The sequence below is a fragment of the Bradyrhizobium iriomotense genome, assembly GCF_018129405.1.
GTDB classification, from domain to species: Bacteria; Pseudomonadota; Alphaproteobacteria; order Rhizobiales; family Xanthobacteraceae; genus Bradyrhizobium; species Bradyrhizobium iriomotense_B.
Genome location: NZ_JAFCLP010000028.1, coordinates 1 through 17,275, shown reverse-complemented (window position 1 = coordinate 17,275; position 17,275 = coordinate 1). Strand labels below are relative to the sequence as shown.

The window sequence follows — 17,275 nt, the reverse complement described above, 5'->3', positions numbered from 1 at the left end:
AATTCAAGCTGCGCTCAAATTCCGGCCTCTCCCCGCAAGCGGGGAGAGGCGAAGTCGCGCTGGCATCGGCGCGCAGCGCTAACCGCCGATCGCCTGCTCGATAATCCGCGCTTCCCGCAACAAAATCTCCGTGACCTCCTGCTCGCGCCTTGGCCCGAGCCTCGTGCGAACGGCGGAGACGGTCATCGCCGCGGCGGGTTGCCCGTCCGGAGTCTTGATCCAGGTCGAGATCGATTTCGTGCCCTGCACGAGGCCGATCTCTCTCATGCCGTATCCCAGCCGTCGCGCGGCGGTGACCTCGCCGAGCACCGTCGCGGCATCGGTCCGGTAGGCCTCGAACCGCTTCTCGTTGGCCGCGACGATTTTTCGCGCCTCCTGCGCCGGCATCGCGGCGAGGATGGCAACGCCTGCGCTGGAGACGCCGAGCGGCCGGCGCGCGCCGACCTCGATCGACAGCACCTGGATCGGATAGACGCCGATCCGGCGATCGACGCACAGCGTGTCGTTGCCGGTGCGCACGGTCAGGAACAGCGTGTCGCCAATCGCGGCGGATGCACGTTGCAGCGAGGGATTGGCGGCGATCAGCAGCCGCGACGGCCGGGGACGCGCCAGCGCGAGTTCAGGTACCTGGTTGCCGATCGCGTAGCGCCCGGTGCGCTCGTGCCGCTCGACGATGCCTTCCTCGATCAGCACGTGGACGATGCGATGCACGGTCGGGCGGGTGAGGCCGGTGGTCCGCACCACCTCGGCCAATGGCACACCGTCCTCGCGGCCTGCGGCAAGAATGCGCAGCACCGCGAGCGCGCGCCGGATCGCCTGCGCGCCCTGCCGCGGTTCCATGGCGTTGCGGGCGGATCTGGTTCTGTCCATAATATGGACAAGAACGCCACAATTCACTCGACAGGTAAAGTGCGCATCTGGAGATTGCGCCGCGATCGGGATGCCGTGCGCGACGTCATCGGCACCCGACGTGGAATTGGAAGGGCCGCTGGGAGGTTAACATGAGATTAATCTGGATTGCCATCGCTGCTGCAGCCGCGATGCTGGCAGGGCCCGCCTCTGGTCAGCAATGGCCCGCTCGCAGCGTCAAGCTGATCGTGCCTTATCCCGCCGGCGGCAATGTCGACAGCGCCGCGCGCATCGTCGCCGACAAGCTCCAGGAAAAGCTCGGCCAGCCCTTCATCATCGAGAACAAGGCCGGCGCCGGCGGCATGATCGCGGGCGAGGCGTTCGCGAAGTCCGCGCCCGACGGCTACACGCTGTTCGTCGGCGCCAACGGCCCGGTGCTGTTCGCGACCGAGATCAACAAGCGCGAGGCCTATAACTGGAAGAAGGACTTCCTTCCCATTTCGACCATCTCGATGACGCCGCTGGTGCTCGAGGTGCATCCGTCGGTGCAGGCGAGCAACTTCAAGGAATTCATCGAGCTCGCCAAGCGCGAGCCCGGCAAGCTGACCATGGCCTCGCCAGGCCCCGGCACCACCAACCATCTGCTCAGCGAGCTGATGCAGTCGAACCTCGAGCTGCAATGGGTGACCGCGCACTATCGCGGCAATGCGCCGGCGGTCAACGATCTGCTCGGCGGCCAGGTGCAGTTCGCGTTCGACCAGCTCACGGTCAGCCTCCAGCACATCAAGGCCGGCCTGTTCCGCGCGCTCGCCGTCACCTCACCGCATCGCCTGAAGTCGCTGCCTGACGTGCCGACCTTCGCCGAGCTCGGCTACAAGGACTTTGACGGCCAGACTTTTACCGGCCTGTTCGCGCCCGCGGGCACGCCCGCGCCTGTCGTCGAGAAGCTGCAGGAAACCCTGGTCGCGATCCTGAAAGACCCTGGCGTGGTCGACAAATTCGAAAAACTCGGCGGCGAAGCCACGGCGATGACGCCGGACGAGTTCAGGGCGTATCTGGAGCGCGAGGACGCCAAGTGGATCCCGGTCGTGCGCAAGGCCAACATCAGGGCTGAATGATCGATGCGGATCGACCCCACCGAGCTCGGCGCCGAGCGCATCTATCGCCTGATGACCGGCATCGTGGTGCCGCGCCCGATCGCCTGGGTCACGAGCCTGTCAAGCAAGGGCGTGCTCAACCTCGCGCCGTTCAGCGCCTTCACCTTCGTCTCGCAAAAGCCGCCGATGCTCGCCATCAGCGTCGGCCGCAAGGGCGCCGACTACAAGGACACCGCGCACAACATCCTCGACACCGAGGAATATGTCATCCACATCGCCGATACGCCCCTGATGAAGGCGGTGCACGACAGCTCGATCGAACATCCGCCTGAAATCAGCGAGGTCGAAGAGCTCGGGCTGGAGACGATCGCCAGCGAGCGCATCAAGGTGCCGCGGCTTGCCGCAGCGCCGGTCGCGATGGAGTGCCGCTTCCGGCAATGCCTCGAATTCGGCGATGCCAAGAGCCGGCTCATCGTCGGCGAGGTCGTGATGTTCCATTTGCGCGACGGCCTCGTCAACGACGGCAAGGTCGAGACCAAGGCGCTCGATCCGATCGCGCGCATCGGCGGGCCGCGCTACGCCCGCCTCGGCGAGATCGTGACGCTCAACACCGTGTTCCAGACTCCCAAATCGAAAGACTGAGCGCGCGGGCCCGTCGCGGGCCAAGCCGCCTCAAGATCATCGGAGGAAATCACAATGCGACTGCTGAGCTATCTCCTGGACGGAGAGCCGCGCTATGGCGCGGCCGTTGAAGGTGGCGTGGTCGATCTGACCAGGCGTATCGGGCGCGACTATTCGGATGTGAAGGCGCTGATCGCGGCCAATGCACTCGCCGATGCGCAGGAAGCGGTTGCCGGGCAAAAGCCGGACCATGCGCTGGACCAGCTCGTCCTGCTGCCACCGGTGCTGGCGCCGGAAAAGCTCTGGTGCATCGGCGTCAACTACGCCGAGCGCAATGCTGAGTATAAAGACAATTCGGACCTGCCCAAATATCCCAGCCTGTTCGTGCGCAGCATGTCCTCGATGACCGGCTCCGGCCAGCCGCTGGAGAAGCCCAAGGTTTCGGAGCAGCTCGACTATGAAGGCGAGCTCGTCATCGTGATCGGGCAGGGCGGCCGGCACATCCCGCGCGAACAGGCGTGGTCGCACATCTTCGGCATGACCTTGTGCAACGAGGGCACGATTCGCGACTGGCTTCGCCACGGCAAGTTCAACGTCACGCAGGGCAAGAATTTCGACCGCTCCGGCAGCATCGGTCCGTGGATCGTCACGGCGGACGAGCTCGATCCGCGCGGACCGCATGACATTGTCACGCGCGTCAACGGCGAGGTGCGGCAGCAGGACACGACTGAACGGCTGATGTTCCCGTTCGACTTCCTGATCTCCTATCTCTCCACCTTCGCCACGCTGAAGCCCGGCGACATGATCGTCACGGGCACGCCGACCGGCGCGGGCGCGCGCTTCGATCCGCCGCGCTGGCTCAGGGACGGCGACGTCGTCGAGGTCGAGTCGAGCCGCATCGGTGTGCTGCGCAACACCGTCGCCGCGGAGCAATAGATCATGCTGGATACCGCCACGATCGAACGCCTTGCCGCGCGCCTCGATGAAGCCGAGCGCACCAAGACGCTGATCCCGATGTTCTCGAAAGAGTATCCGGATTTTAGCATCGAGGATGCCTACGCGATCCAGCGCACCTGGACAAAACTTCAGCTCGGCCGCGGCCGCGTCATCAAGGGACACAAGATCGGCCTCACTTCGAAAGCGATGCAGAACGCGGTCGGCATCAATGAGCCCGATTACGGCGTGCTGTTCGCCGATATGTTCTATGCCGACGCCACGCCGATCCCGTTCGACCGCTTCCACGCGCCGCGCATCGAGGTCGAGCTCGCCTTCGTGCTGAAGGCGCCGCTGCGCGGGCCCGACTGCACCATCTTCGACGTGCTCAACGCCACCGACTACGTCACCCCCGCGCTGGAGATCCTGGAGACGCGCATGCATCGCGTCGATCCCGAGACCGGCAAGATGCGAAAAGTCATGGACACGATCTCGGACAATGCGGCGAACGCCGCGCTGGTGCTCGGCGGCCGGCCGATCCGCCCGATGGATGCGGATCTGCGCTGGATCGGCGCGCTCTTGTTCCGCAACGGCGAGGTCGAGGAGACCGGCCTTGCCGCCGGCGTGCTCAACCATCCCGCCAACGGAATTGCCTGGCTCGCCAACCGCCTCGCGCCGCATGACGAATATCTCGCCGCCGGCGAAGTCGTGCTGGCGGGATCGTTCACGCGTCCGGTCGACATCCGCCGCGGCGACACGTTTCATGCCGACTATGGCGCTTTCGGCTCGGTGTCGTGCCAGTTCGTCTAAAGCAACAACAAGAAGGGAGCGCACCATGACCGGTCAAACGCGGCGCAAGAGCATCCACATCGGCGGCTTCAAGCACGTCAATCCGATTCCGAACGCCTGCCGCATCGGCAATCTCGTGATGTCCGGCGTCATCCTCGGCCGCGATCCCGCGACCAATGCGATGCCCGAAAGCCTCGACGCGCAATGCGCCAACATGTTCGCGCACATGAAGGCGACGGTGGAGGCCGCCGGCGGCACCACGGACGACATCATCAAGATGACGGTGTGGCTGAAGGACCGCTCGCAGCGCGGGCCCGTCAATGTCGAGTGGCTGAAGATGTTTCCGGACGACCATTCGCGACCGGCGCGCCACGCGCTGCCGATGGACAACATGGACGGCGGCGCGCTGGTGCAGTGCGACTTCACCGCCGTGATCGACTGAGGAGCCTTGCGCATGCCGACCTATCTGCCGTTCGATCCCAATCCGCGCCGCCCGGTGAAGGCGCCGCCGCCGAAGACCATCGACAGCCAGTTCCACGTGCTGGGTCCGATCGACAAATATCCGGAGCGTCCCGGCGCAGCCTACCGGATGCCGACCGCGACCTGGGAAGCGGCGCTGCGCATGCACAAGACGCTCGGCATCGAGCGCGGCATCGTCGTGCAGACCACGACCTACGGCGCCGATCATGCCGTCGTGCTCGACGGCCTCGCCGCGATGGGCCCGAACTATCGCGGCTGCGCCAATGCGCTGGTGTTTGCCGAGGCGAGCGACTCTTATCTTTCAAAGCTGCATGATGCCGGCGTGCGCGGCGCGCGCTTCAGCTTCCGCCAGGAGCTCGGCGCCGTGCTGTCGGATGCCGATTTCGCCCGCGCCATCGCCCGCATCCGCGAGCTCGGCTGGTACGTCAAGATCCAGCCGGAGAAGGACGGCATCGTCTCCAGCGTCGCCAAGTACGAGAATCTCGACGTGCCCGTGCTGATCGACCACATGGCGCGTCCTGCCCCCGAGGCCGGCAGGAACGATCCGAACCTGCGCAAGATGCTGGAGCTGCTCGAGAAGGGCAATTTCTGGGTGATGCTGTCGCTCGGCGAGAAGACTTCGAAGGCCGGCCCGCCCTATGACGACGTCATCCCGATCGCGCGCGCCTATATCGAGGCAGCGCCCGACCGCTGCGTCTGGGCCAGCGACTGGCCGCACCCGGTCTCGGTCAAGCAGCCGCCGAACGATGCCGATCTGCTCGAGCTGATGTACCGCTACGCGGCCGACCAGGCGGAGCTGGAGAAGATCCTGGTGCACAATCCGGCAAAACTGTTCGGCTTTCCGGACTAGTTCCTCCTCGTCATTGCGAGGAGCGAAGCGACGAAGCAATCCAGACTATTTCCACCGAGATAATCTGGATTGCTTCGCTGCGCTCGCAATGACGAGCGCCGTCTCCACATTACGCCGCCGGCTGCTTCGCCAGCCGATCGCGGACCTCGGCCGCGATCTCGAACGAGCGCAGCCGCGCGGCGTGATCGTAGATCTGCCCCGTGGTCATCAATTCGTCCGCGCCGGTCTCAAGGATCAGTGCCTTCAGCTTCTCCTCGACCACGCTGGGCGTGCCGACCGCGGAGCAGGACAGCGACTGGCCGACGCCCGCCTTCTCCGCCGGCGACCACAGCGCGTCCATGTCGTCCACCGGCGGCGGGAGGGGCCCGGGCGTGCCGCGGCGCAGATTGATGAACTGCTGCTGCAGCGAGGAGAACATGCGCTGCGCCTCCGCATCGCTGTCGGCGGCGAACACGTTGACGCCGACCATCGCATAAGGCTTGTCGAGCTGCGCCGAGGGCTCGAAGCGGGCGCGATATTCGCGCAGCGCCGGCATCATCATCTGCGGCGCGAAATGCGAGGCAAACGCAAAGGGCAGGCCGAGCATGGCCGCCAGCTGGGCGCCAAACGTGCTCGAGCCCAGGATCCAGAGCGGCACCTTGGTCCCCATGCCGGGCACGGCGCGGATCGCCTGGTTCGGCTGTACATCGCCGAGCAGCGCCTGCAACTCCAGCACGTCATGTGGAAAGTTCTCGGAGCTCGTTGCGAGATCGCGTCGCAGCGCCCGCGCCGTGAACTGGTCGGTGCCCGGCGCGCGGCCGAGCCCGAGATCGATCCGCCCGGGATAGAGCGACTCCAGCGTGCCGAACTGCTCGGCGATGACCAGCGGCGAATGGTTCGGCAGCATGATCCCGCCGGACCCGACGCGGATCGTCTTGGTGCCCCCTGCGACGTGTCCGATCACCACCGACGTCGCCGCACTCGCGATCCCCGTCATGTTGTGATGCTCGGCCAGCCAGAAGCGCTTGAAGCCCCACGTCTCCGCATGCTGGGCAAGATCGAGCGAATTGCGGAACGCCTGCGCGGCGTCGCCACCTTGGCGGATGGGAGCGAGGTCGAGCACGGAGAAGGGGATCATGTGTGAGGACCGGATGGGGCGCGATACGCGCCGGGGCCTCACATATAGGGGCGGGGCGCCGAAATGTTAGCGTGCTGGACGATCGCCTTTGCCTCGAAGCGCCTTCCACCTCACGCCCACATGTTGCAGCTTTGGGCAGGTCAGCTAGACTACAATCTATGAACGAACGACCGCATCTCCCCAACTACGACCCTGATTTTTGTCTAAAGGTCGCGAGATGGGCGGCAGCCACCTGTGTCGGGTGGCTCATGTGCGCTCTGTTCATCCTGATCTTTGTTGATCCGAGTCAGAGCCGCTGTTCCGGGTGGATGGTTCACGCCACAAATGGACAGGGTACGTCGCTATGGATCTTCGTAGGCCTGTTTACTGCCCTGCCCACAGCCTGGATTTGCTACAATGTTTTGCGGTGGAAGCAGTTTTCCCAGAGAGTCTACGATAGTGCGGCAGGCAATGACTACGGGCCTTTCCCAAATGCCTTGCCGAAGAAACTGTACGACCGCTACAGGCCTGATTCCTCCACCTTTCAATACAACGGAATGTTTGTCGTCGTGAATGTGGGGTGGAGCCTGTTTTGCACGATCCCCCTCTGGCTGATGCTCACCAGCTGCACGAACTTGCCGCGCTACTTGGGATACTGACGACGTAGAGGTCGATTGCCGATGTCCGAGGATGCCTCGTCAGCGACGCCATTTGAGCGACCTGCATTTCGTTCACAACACTGTTATTGAAACCGATGGCGCCCAAGGTCCCAACTGGGCGTTTTGGGCCTGTTGTTGTACCCTTGCCAGAGCCAATGCCCGGTCGCCCGGAGGAACTGACATGACCATGATCGTACTCAACCGCCGCAACCTCCTCGCCGCCGGCGGCTCCGTTCTCGCAACCGGAATGCTGGCCACCGGCGTACCCGGGCTGCTGTTGCCGGCCCGCGCGGACGGCCTCGCACCGACCGAGTCGATGTCGGGCGGAGCGAACAACTACCGCAAGGGGGCGGCGATCGTGGATCGCATCGGCAAGGGCGGTTTCTGGATGAGTGGCACCGTGCGCCGCGCCGGCGACGGGGCTCCGCTCGCCGGGCAGCGCATCCAGATCTGGGCGCATACGGTGGAAGGGCAGGAGCACGAGCCGCAGAGCCATGGCGCCACGCTCACCGACAAGGACGGCAAGTTCCGGCTCGAGATGCCGCAGATCATTCCGATCTTCGGCCAGCCGCATGGTCACCTCGCCTATGACAGCGGTGAATTCAAGACCGTCTTCCTGCGGCCGGTGATGCGGAGTGCGAAGGAGACGAGCCTCGAGGCGCACTTCGTGCTGCAGCCGGCCTGACCGAATTGCAATCGATGGGGTGGAGAACGGTCCGGGCGATCCTGATTTGGGCCGCTCTTGCCTTGGCCATTGGCGTGCCGATCGCGCTCGCTGCGGCAAGCGAGCAGCTCGCATGGCGCGGGCCGGTCTACATCCTCGCCGGATTTGCCGGCATCATTGCGCTGGGCCTCGTGCTCGTTCAGCCCCTGCTGATCGGCGGATATCTGCCGGGGTTCTCGGCCTATCGCGGACGTCGCGCGCATCACTGGATCGGCGGCGCGATTGCTCTGGCGATCGTGATCCATGTCGCCGGCCTCTGGATCACCAGCCCGCCCGACATGATCGACGCGCTGACCTTCTCATCCCCGACGCCGTTCTCCCCCTTCGGCGTCATTGCCATGTGGGCCATCTTCATCGTCGCGCTGCTGGCGGCATTGCGCCGGCGATTGGGATTGCGACCGCGAACCTGGCGCTTCGTTCATATGCCGCTGGCGATCGTCATCGTCGCGGGCAGCGTGGTTCATTGCCTGCTGATCGAGGGGACGATGGAGACGATCTCGAAGGCGACACTTTGTGCAGCTGTCCTCGCGGCGGCTGTGAAAGTCATGATCGACCTGCAGGTGTGGCGAAAGCGACGGACGTTGCGCGGTGAGAGCATTGCGCGGCAGTAGGCCGGCGCTGCACAGGATGGGTAGAGCACTATGGCTTTCTGGACAGCAGGCGCGTTTGCATTGGTAATCGCCTATATCCTGGGTTCGATCCCCACGGGCTATCTGGCGGGGAAACTCCTTGCAGGCATTGATATTCGTCAGCATGGCTCGAGATCCACCGGCGCGACAAATGTCTTGCGGACCCTTGGAAAATGGCCCGCGCTGCTGGTGCTGGTCGCCGACGCGCTGAAAGGCGTGGCCGCCATCATCGTTGCCCGCGCGTTCTGTCCCTGGCTCTATGCCGCGCTATCCCCGATGCCGCCGACAGCGCCTGACCTGCAAACCTGGGTGCCGTGGGCCGTTTGCCTGGCCGGAATTGCCGTGCTGCTCGGGCATAGCCGCTCGATCTGGTTGCGCTTCACAGGCGGGAAATCCGCGGCGACCGGGCTCGGCGTGTTGCTGGCGATGTCGTGGCCCGTGGGACTGGGAACTGCCGCGATCTTCGGCCTCGTGCTGGCGATTGCGAGGATCGTTTCTCTCAGCTCGATGCTCGCGGCATTGACCGCAATCGTTCTGGTCTGCGCCTTTACGCAGCCGCTGCCCTATCGGTTGCTGGTGATCGCAGGCGGCATCTACGTGATCTTTCGCCATCGCGCCAACATTCAGCGGCTGCTCGCGGGAACGGAGCCGCGCCTTGGCCGAAATAGCCCGGACACGAAGGCAGAAGCGCAGGTGTAGCCGTCTGCAAGCCGTCAACAGCAAGTCGGGCGTGTGAGCTGTCGGCAGCACCGATATGTGCTCTGCTTGCCGCAAGTAACGGCGGGGCGTATCCTTGCGCGATGACTGTCACGGCCCCCGATCTGAAAGCGTTCCTGCTGGCGACGCCGTTCTTCGGCGGTCTCCCGGATCCAAGCCTCGACCTCCTGATCTCGATGCTGGTCGAGTGCCGCTTCGATGCCGGAGCAACCGTCGTGGCCGAGGGCGAGCCGGGACGCTCGATGTTCATCGTCAAGTCCGGCCGGCTGGCGGTGAGCAAGCGCGCGAGTTCAGGGAGCGTGGTGCCGATTTCCCGTCTGGAGCCAGGCGATTTCTTCGGCGAGATGACGCTGATCGAAATGCAAAATCGCTCGGCCACGGTGGTCACGGAGAGCCCGACCGTGCTGTACGAGCTGACGGCCCGCAAGCTCTATGCCTGCTACAAGGCCGATGTCCACGCCTACGTGATCGTCCTGCAGAACATCAATCGCGAGCTGTGCCGACGCCTGCGCCGCTCCGACGATCGGTTTGCCGGGCGACGGGCGGATGATGACAATCGATGATCGTAGGATGGGTAGAGCACTTGCGAAACCCATCATGTCTCGTCACCGAGCAAGACGCTGATGGGTTTCGCTTCGCTCTACCCATCCTGCGGGCTTCCCTCCGCCCGTCCTGCGCGCCAGAAGTCACGACTTGTCGTGCGCGTACTTCTCCAGGAGCAGCCGATGATATTCGTCTCTCACGGCTCTCCTCGAAACATGCCCTTTTCGTTCCTTGGCAATCTTCAGAAGATCAGGATCAGTCGGTGCCCGTGATTTCCGCCTGAATCTCGCAAAGAGCGGGGTCGTAGGCGCCGACGTTCTTCCAAACAGCCCGTCAAACCATCCCATTGTGTCCTCCCGGACAGACCGCGAGATACGACACTATCACCATGAAATTGGAGGGCAAACGGACAGTGCGACGCAGTTCAAATGTCGGGAGGCCGGCCACGGTTCTGGCGCGTCGATCAGCCGCAACTCCTTGCTTCGCCGGTTCGTGCTCCCGGGTTGCGGTGCAGGAAGGCGCATTGGAGACACGTTGATACGTGCCAGCGCGTAGCGCGTAGGATGGGTAGAGCACTTGCGAAACCCATCATGCTTCACATTGGCGCAGGCCTTCGACGGGTTTCGCTTCGCTCTACCCATTCTACGAGCTACTGCGACGGCGCAGATCCGTAGCCCGGATGGAGCGAAGCGAAATCCGGAACGACTGCATCCGCAGCTAACGGCCCCGGATTACGCTTGCGCTCCATCCGGACTACGCCACTAGCCGAAAAAGCATCCGTGTGAATCTTCCCCAACGACGTCGAGGAATTCCTCGATCGACGCTGTTTCCGGGTGCGGCTGGTAGCCGTGCCATTTCAGGTCAGCTCGTTGCCAGAACACCTTCCAGTTCTTCTTGCTTTTGTTGTAGGTAGCCTTTGCGATCGGCTCTTCGAGCGTCTTGTCTCGGTCGCGCCAATGGGGTCGCACTTCATAAATCTCGACGCTCTGACCGTCGATGCGGAATGCAAGATCAAGCTCGGCGCGGAGATGCGCCGGTGGTCGCCGCTGCTGGATGAATTCAGCGACAAGCTTTTCGCAGCGCCTTATTTCAAACTCTGAGAGTGTCATGGTTCATTGGCGCCGAATGCTGTGCATCGGATGTTGATTGCGATCATGCGGACACTTTCCTGATTTGACAAGCAGATCCGTAGCCCGGATGGAACGAAGCGAAATCCGGGACGACTGCATCCGCAGCTAACGGCCCCGGATTACGCTTGCGCTCCATCCGGGCTACGATACCTCGCCCCAGGGAGACCATCAGGCAGTCTTTGGCTCATCATCGCAGACCATTGATGCGCCTTCGCTTCGACGATTTGCGCGCGCTTCAGCCCGTAGGATGGGTTGAGCACTTGCGAAACCCATCATGCCTCGGTCGCCGAGCTGGGCTCTGATGGATTCGCTTCGCTCTAACCATCCTGTGAGCTGCGAGTCCGCTGAAGCGGGCGTGATCCCGCGATGCTCAGGTCCTGACCAGAGAGATCCGGACGTTCAGGGAAGGCTGGTACGGCTAGAGCAACGCCATTGAGTGCAGCGAGTTTCTATGAAAGCCGAAGGCAACCAAGCCGGACAGAAGCAGCACAGTCCCAGTCACGATCAGGCAAAACGCAAACACTATCGGAGCCTCTGGTTCGTCATGAATGACAAAGACGATAATAGATAAAATTTTACCGACAATCGAAAGGAAGAATTAACCTTACTTGCGCGGTCCAACAGGTCGCAATCTCGGCATCAGGACTTTGGACGTATCGGCGGGCTTGTGTGCTCCATGCACGCCAATTTGCCCGTCGGGCAAAACACCCGCCTCCCGCCAAACCCCGTCAATCCCCTCCCGCAAAAATATTCCGCTTTACCGAAATTCGGATTTGCGGCACTATCCCGCCATCCCGGTCCCCGGAGAGGGGCGATCGTACGTCGTAACGAACGTGGATCGGGGTGCGGTGGACGCGGCAGCGTCGGGCACGGGACAGCGGGACCAGGGCGAGATGAACCTCGTGAGGTCTTGCTCCGTGCGGACGAACGGCGCCAAAGTCCGGCGAAGCTACCAAAGCGAAGCCGGATGAGCTGCGTACGGCAAAACCATGTGGTCCTGATCGTCGTTGCTACGGTCAAGCCTTGCGGAGATGTTTTCAGGCTCAACCGGGCCTGGAGACATCGCCAATTCGCGAGGTGACGGAGGCCAGAAGGAACTCGGCTCCGGGGAGAGCAGGCATAAGCCGTCAAACCATCGCGCAGGGAAGGCCGGGTGTTTTTCCGGCCCACCTGTTGTCCCGCCTGCGCATTTGCGTGTGCAAATCTTCGCGCAGCGGATCATGGGTGCCAGCCGGCACCCGGCCTTCCCTGCGTCCTCTTCACTTAAAGAGGGGCAAGGAAAACAGCAAAACTCGGGCGTCATGCCGCGAGAATGCTGATTCATGTCTGATTGAACGAAGAGAATGGTGCTGCCAGACAGGATTGAACTGTCGACCTCTCCATTACCAATGGAGTGCTCTACCACTGAGCTACGGCAGCATGTGCTGGGATCAGAATCGGCCGCCACAGGGGCCTACCAAGCGGGCCGATATCTGCCACAAGCCCCCCTCCTGTGCAAGCTTGCTAGCCCCGTCAAAACGAGAAAATCGGGCCGATATCGGGGCCAAAATGCCCGTTTTCGCTCGAAACGACCGACTTCCCGCCGATTCGGGGGCCGATATCCCCGCCCAACTGGCCAGTTGGCCCAGGGCTCGGATTCGATCCATTTCGAGTTTCGCACGATCGGATCGACGTCGCCTCTTGAGCTGCCATGTTCGTTGGGCATGTTATGGCCGATCGCTGCGGTGAATCTTTGATGACTGACCCAAACGACAAGAACGCGAGACAGGACTCCAAACAGGGCCGGGCGTCCCGGGACGACCGGCTGAAATCGGCGCTGCGCGAGAACCTGAAGCGGCGCAAGCTGCAGGCGCGCGAGCGCGCGGCCATCAGCGAGCCCTCGCAGAATGACGATGGTTCCCTAAATGAGGAGACCGCCGGCAAGTCCGGTGACTGAAGACCGGCAGCTAGATTTTTGGAATGAGCGGGAATGACGATGGCGCAGGACGAGGTGCAACGAACCGACAGGGAGGCGCTGATGGCGCAGTTCACGCGTCCCGAGCAGACTTTTCCGACACTGACACAAGTCGAGATCGAGCGCCTGCGCCATTTCGGCGAGCTCAGGCACTATAAGGATGGCGAGCTCCTGTTCGAGACCGGCAAGCCCGGGCCCGGCATGTTCGTGGTGCTGGCGGGCCACGTCGCCATCACCCAGCGCGACGGTCTCGGTCACGTCACCCCGGTGATCGATCAGGGGCCGGGGCAGTTTCTGGCCGAGCTCGGCCAGCTCTCGGGCCGGCCGGCGCTGGTCGACGGCCGCGCCGAGGGCGATGTCGAGGTGCTCCTCGTCCCGCCGGACCGGCTGCGTGCGCTGCTGGTGGCCGAAGCCGAGCTTGGCGAGCGCATCATGCGGGCGCTGATCCTGCGCCGGGTCAACCTGATCCAGGGCGGCATCGGTGGCCCCGTGCTGATCGGGCCGTCGAACTCCGCCGGCGTGGTGCGCCTGCAGGGCTTTCTCACTCGCAACGGCCAGCCGCATCATCTGCTCGATCCAGACAGCGAGCATGACGCCGCCGAGCTGATCGCCCGCTATTCGCCGAAGCCGGAGGATTGGCCGCTCGTCGTCACGGCCGGCGGCACGGTGCTGCGCAATCCCAGCGAGACCGAGCTCGGCCGGGCCATCGGCATGATCGGCGGGGCCAAGGACAACCGCATCTACGACGTCGCCATCGTCGGCTGCGGACCGGCGGGGCTCGCGACCGCGGTCTACGCGGCATCAGAAGGTCTCTCGGTCGCGGTCGTCGACACCCGCGCCTTCGGCGGTCAGGCCGGCGCCAGCGCGCGCATCGAGAACTATCTGGGGTTTCCGACCGGCATCTCCGGCCAGGCGCTGGCAGGCCGCGCCTTCACCCAGGCGCAGAAGTTCGGCGCCGACATCATGATTCCGATGTCGGTGAGCTCGCTGGATTGCTCGCGCGCCAACGGCACCTTCGCGCTGGCGCTGGATTGCGGCGACACCTTGCGCTCGCGCGCGGTGGTGGTCGCCAGCGGCGCGCGCTATCGCCGCCCTGATATCGCGAACCTCGACAAGTTCGAGGGCCGCGGCGTCTGGTACTGGGCCTCGCCCGTGGAAGCGCGGCTCTGTGCCGGCGAGGAGGTGGCGCTGGTCGGTGCCGGCAATTCGGCGGGCCAGGCCGCGGTGTTCCTGTCGGGCCATGCGAAGCGCGTGCTGATGATCATCCGCGGCGGCGGCCTCGGCGCCAGCATGTCGCGTTATCTCATCGAGCGCATCGAAGCGACGCCGAACATCGAATTGATGTTCAACACCGAGATCACCGCGCTCGAAGGCGACGAGACCTCGTTGCTGCGGCGCGTCCGCTGGAAGAGCCGGCTGTCGGACGACGAGGATTCCGCCGACATCCGTAATCTCTTCCTGTTCGTCGGCGCCGATCCCGCCACCAGCTGGCTCCACGGCTGCGGCGTCACGCTCGATCGCGGCGGCTTCGTCGTGACGGGCGCGCAGTCCGAGTTGAACCAGGGCAAGCTGGTGGCGCCGCTCGAGACTTCCGTGCCCGGCGTCTACGCCGTCGGCGACGTCCGCTCCGGCTCGGTCAAGCGCGTCGGCGGCGCCATCGGCGAAGGCGCCCAGGTCGTCGCCTCCCTGCACGGCTATCTCGGCGACGCCGCAAAACCGGCGCTTTAGAGCACGATACGGAAAAGTGTGGAGCGGTTTTCCGACGAGATCGTGCTCAAACTATAAGTCAAGCAGAAGACAAGCAGACGGCAAGATGAATGTGGCTTGCCATCGTGCCGCGTCCTGCGGACTATCGTCTCGTCGCGAGGCCAATCGCGCGTGGAAAAACAAGGATTCCCAAGGGAGGACTCAATGGCTGAAATCGTCGTGCTGTACAAAACACCCAAGGATGCTGCCGCCTTCGACAAGTATTATGCCGAGACCCACATTCCACTCGCGAAAAAACTTCCCGGCCTGAAGAAATACGCCGTCAGCAAGGGGCAGGTCGCATCTCCCGCAGGTCCTTCCGGAATCCATCTCGTCGCCATTCTCACCTTCGACAGCGTGGCCGACATTCAGGCGGCCTTCGCCAGTCCGGAAGGCAAGGCGACCGGCGCCGACGTGCCGAAATTCGCCAGCGGTGGCGCCGACATCCTGATCTTCGACACCAAGGACGTGTGAAGGATCGATTCAACTTTCGTCGAACCCCGAAAGGTCCGTAGCCCGGATGGAGCGAAGCGTAATCCGGGGCCGCTGTTGCTTGTGGCACGATTCCCGGATTGCGCTTCGCTCCATCCGGGCTACAAACGAACAGCTGCCGTCGTTTGCGACAGCGCTGCAAGAAATTCAGCCATGCGTTTGTCGATTCGCACGATGACGCATGGCTGTGCTCATGCATGTGACGACAACGCATGTGGCAATCCCATGAGGACCGTAATACTACTCTCGTTGTCTCAATGCAGAGAGTAGGAGAGATGTCATGGTTCTCGGGTTGAGCCTGTCTGCCATTACGCTGATCCATGTCGTCATCAGCCTGATCGCCATCGTTGCCGGCTTCGTCGTGATGTTCGGCCTGCTCGGCTCGAAGTCGATGCCCGGTCTCACCGCGATCTTCCTGCTGTTCACCATCCTCACCAGCGCCACCGGCTTCCTGTTTCCGTTCAAGGAGCTGCTGCCCTCGCACATCATCGGCATCATCTCGCTGGTGCTGCTCGCGATCGCCTGCTTCGCGCTCTACGGCATGAAGCTCTCGGGCGTCTGGCGTCCGGTCTACATCGTGACCGCGATGATCTCGCTCTATTTCAACGTCTTCGTGCTGGTGATCCAGTCGTTCCTGAAGGTGCCGGCGCTCGCCGCGCTCGCGCCCGCCGTGCCGCCGGCGCCGCCCTCCGGTCCGGTGTTCGCCGTGGTGCAGGGCATCGTGCTGGTGTTTTTCGTCGTGCTCACGATCGGCGCCTGGCGGCGCTACAAGCCGATGACTTTTGCCTGATCACACGATTCTCATCGCCGCAGGCCGGTGCGAGGTCTCGACCTCGCATCATCGCACGACCATCTCCGCCTCGTCGGTTCGCGTCTCGCGGGCCCCGGACTGATTCTCACTGAAGGAGCCTTTCATGCCCACCATCACCACCAAGGACGGCGTCGAGATTTTTTACAAGGATTGGGGCTCGGGGCAGCCGATCGTGTTCAGCCATGGCTGGCCGCTGTCGTCGGACGACTGGGATGCGCAGATGATGTACTTCGTCACGCGCGGCTACCGCGTCATCGCCCATGACCGCCGCGGCCACGGCCGCTCGGCGCAGGTCGCCGACGGCCACGACATGGATCATTATGCCGACGATCTCGCCGCGCTCACTGCGCATCTCGACCTCAAGAACGCCGTCCATGTCGGCCACTCCACCGGCGGCGGCGAGGTCGTGCACTACATCGCTCGCCACGGCGAGAGCCGCGTCGCGAAGGCTGCGATCCTGTCGGCGGTGCCGCCGCTGATGGTGCAGACCGCGGCCAATCCCGGCGGCCTGCCGAAAAGCGTGTTCGACGATTTCCAGGCCCAGCTCGCCGCCGGCCGCTCGGCATTTTATCGCGACATCGCGGCGGGCCCGTTCTACGGCTACAACCGCCCCGGCGCAAAGCCGCTGGAAGCGGTGATCGAGAACTGGTGGCGCCAGGGCATGATGGGCGGCGCGAAAGCGCATTACGACGGCATCGTCGCGTTCTCGCAGACCGACTTCACCGAGGACCTGAAGAAGATCAACGTGCCGGTCCTGGTGATGCACGGCGACGACGATCAGATCGTGCCTTACGCCGATTCGGCGCCGCTGTCGGCCAAGTTGCTCAAGAAGGGCATCCTGAAGACCTACAAGGGATTCCCTCACGGCATGCCGACCACGCACGCCGAGACGATCAACGCCGACCTGCTGGCGTTTTTCAGGGAGTGAAGATTCTTCCCTCTCCCCTTGTGGGAGAAGGTGGCGCGAAGCGCCGGATGAGGGGTTCTATCCGCGAATGCATTTGAGAGTGAGTATGCGGAGACAACCCCTCACCCGTCTCAATCGCGCAGAGCGCGATTGATCCACCCTCTCCCACAAGGCTACGAGATTCACACATTTCGGAGGCTCCAACCATGCTTGATGGCGTGGAACTGGGTGAGGCCTCTGATCATGAC

At 63.5% G+C, this 17,275-nt stretch carries 18 protein-coding genes and 1 tRNA gene; 15 read left to right on the top strand and 4 right to left on the bottom strand.

Annotated features, from left to right (window positions below):
* Nucleotides 1–78 precede the first annotated feature (78 nt).
* Nucleotides 79–870, bottom strand: coding sequence for an IclR family transcriptional regulator (locus JQ592_RS34940; RefSeq protein WP_211407248.1), 792 nt, complete (start codon nt 868–870; stop codon nt 79–81).
* A gap of 131 nt (nt 871–1,001) precedes the next feature.
* Between JQ592_RS34940 and JQ592_RS34935 the strand changes: the two genes are divergently transcribed.
* Genes JQ592_RS34935 through JQ592_RS34910 form a run of 6 tightly spaced genes read left to right on the top strand, consistent with a single transcriptional unit; the run spans nt 1,002 to nt 5,619 of the window.
* On the top strand, nt 1,002–1,967 hold the full coding sequence (locus tag JQ592_RS34935) for a Bug family tripartite tricarboxylate transporter substrate binding protein (RefSeq protein ID WP_211407247.1): 966 nt from the start codon (nt 1,002–1,004) through the stop codon (nt 1,965–1,967).
* A gap of 3 nt (nt 1,968–1,970) precedes the next feature.
* Entirely contained in the window at nt 1,971–2,588 is a 618-nt protein-coding gene (locus JQ592_RS34930; RefSeq protein ID WP_211407246.1) for a flavin reductase family protein, read from the top strand.
* Between the two features lie 54 nt (nt 2,589–2,642).
* The gene (locus JQ592_RS34925; protein ID WP_211407245.1) at nt 2,643–3,503 is read left to right on the top strand and encodes a fumarylacetoacetate hydrolase family protein; all 861 of its coding nucleotides are present in this window, start codon (nt 2,643–2,645) and stop codon (nt 3,501–3,503) included.
* A 3-nt stretch (nt 3,504–3,506) separates the two neighbouring features.
* A complete protein-coding gene (gene hpaH / locus JQ592_RS34920; RefSeq protein WP_211407244.1) occupies nt 3,507–4,310 on the top strand; it encodes a 2-oxo-hept-4-ene-1,7-dioate hydratase in 804 nt (267 codons plus the stop codon).
* Nucleotides 4,311–4,335: 25 nt separating this feature from the next.
* Complete coding sequence (locus JQ592_RS34915) at nt 4,336–4,731, top strand: RidA family protein (protein WP_211407243.1); 396 nt, start codon at nt 4,336–4,338, stop codon at nt 4,729–4,731.
* 12 nt (nt 4,732–4,743) lie between these two features.
* Nucleotides 4,744–5,619 carry an amidohydrolase family protein gene (locus JQ592_RS34910; protein ID WP_211407242.1) on the top strand — a complete coding sequence of 292 codons (876 nt, stop codon included), beginning with the start codon at nt 4,744–4,746 and terminating at the stop codon, nt 5,617–5,619.
* A gap of 109 nt (nt 5,620–5,728) precedes the next feature.
* On the opposite strand, the gene JQ592_RS34905 is transcribed toward JQ592_RS34910, so the two are convergent.
* A complete protein-coding gene (locus JQ592_RS34905) occupies nt 5,729–6,736 on the bottom strand; it encodes an LLM class flavin-dependent oxidoreductase (RefSeq protein ID WP_211407241.1) in 1,008 nt (335 codons plus the stop codon).
* 819 nt (nt 6,737–7,555) lie between these two features.
* Here JQ592_RS34905 and JQ592_RS34900 point away from each other — a divergent pair.
* The 4 genes from JQ592_RS34900 to JQ592_RS34885 all read left to right on the top strand — a co-directional run bounded on the left by JQ592_RS34900 (nt 7,556) and on the right by JQ592_RS34885 (nt 10,007).
* Complete coding sequence (locus JQ592_RS34900) at nt 7,556–8,059, top strand: Twin-arginine translocation pathway signal (RefSeq protein ID WP_211407240.1); 504 nt, start codon at nt 7,556–7,558, stop codon at nt 8,057–8,059.
* A 14-nt stretch (nt 8,060–8,073) separates the two neighbouring features.
* Nucleotides 8,074–8,709: a ferric reductase-like transmembrane domain-containing protein gene (locus JQ592_RS34895; protein ID WP_211407239.1), complete on the top strand. Its 636-nt coding sequence runs from the start codon at nt 8,074–8,076 to the stop codon at nt 8,707–8,709.
* Between the two features lie 30 nt (nt 8,710–8,739).
* Nucleotides 8,740–9,426 (top strand): glycerol-3-phosphate 1-O-acyltransferase PlsY, encoded by a 687-nt coding sequence (plsY, locus tag JQ592_RS34890; protein ID WP_211407238.1) that lies wholly within the window; start codon nt 8,740–8,742, stop codon nt 9,424–9,426.
* Nucleotides 9,427–9,527: 101 nt separating this feature from the next.
* Nucleotides 9,528–10,007, top strand: coding sequence for a cyclic nucleotide-binding domain-containing protein (locus tag JQ592_RS34885; protein ID WP_211407237.1), 480 nt, complete (start codon nt 9,528–9,530; stop codon nt 10,005–10,007).
* A 741-nt stretch (nt 10,008–10,748) separates the two neighbouring features.
* Here JQ592_RS34885 and JQ592_RS34880 read toward each other — a convergent pair.
* Both JQ592_RS34880 and JQ592_RS34875 read right to left on the bottom strand, forming a co-directional pair.
* Entirely contained in the window at nt 10,749–11,096 is a 348-nt protein-coding gene (locus JQ592_RS34880) for a DUF3024 domain-containing protein (protein WP_211407236.1), read from the bottom strand.
* Nucleotides 11,097–12,461: 1,365 nt separating this feature from the next.
* Nucleotides 12,462–12,536: transfer RNA gene (locus tag JQ592_RS34875), tRNA-Thr, on the bottom strand.
* A gap of 316 nt (nt 12,537–12,852) precedes the next feature.
* Between JQ592_RS34875 and JQ592_RS34870 the strand changes: the two genes are divergently transcribed.
* The 5 genes from JQ592_RS34870 to JQ592_RS34850 all read left to right on the top strand — a co-directional run bounded on the left by JQ592_RS34870 (nt 12,853) and on the right by JQ592_RS34850 (nt 17,048).
* A complete protein-coding gene (locus tag JQ592_RS34870; RefSeq protein WP_211407235.1) occupies nt 12,853–13,053 on the top strand; it encodes a hypothetical protein in 201 nt (66 codons plus the stop codon).
* A gap of 39 nt (nt 13,054–13,092) precedes the next feature.
* Entirely contained in the window at nt 13,093–14,799 is a 1,707-nt protein-coding gene (locus JQ592_RS34865; RefSeq protein WP_211407303.1) for an FAD-dependent oxidoreductase, read from the top strand.
* A 183-nt stretch (nt 14,800–14,982) separates the two neighbouring features.
* Nucleotides 14,983–15,291, top strand: coding sequence for an EthD family reductase (locus JQ592_RS34860; RefSeq protein ID WP_211407234.1), 309 nt, complete (start codon nt 14,983–14,985; stop codon nt 15,289–15,291).
* 298 nt (nt 15,292–15,589) lie between these two features.
* Nucleotides 15,590–16,099, top strand: a complete 510-nt coding sequence (locus JQ592_RS34855; RefSeq protein ID WP_211407233.1) for a hypothetical protein — start codon at nt 15,590–15,592, stop codon at nt 16,097–16,099.
* A gap of 124 nt (nt 16,100–16,223) precedes the next feature.
* Nucleotides 16,224–17,048 carry an alpha/beta fold hydrolase gene (locus tag JQ592_RS34850; protein ID WP_211407232.1) on the top strand — a complete coding sequence of 275 codons (825 nt, stop codon included), beginning with the start codon at nt 16,224–16,226 and terminating at the stop codon, nt 17,046–17,048.
* Nucleotides 17,049–17,275: the final 227 nt, after the last annotated feature.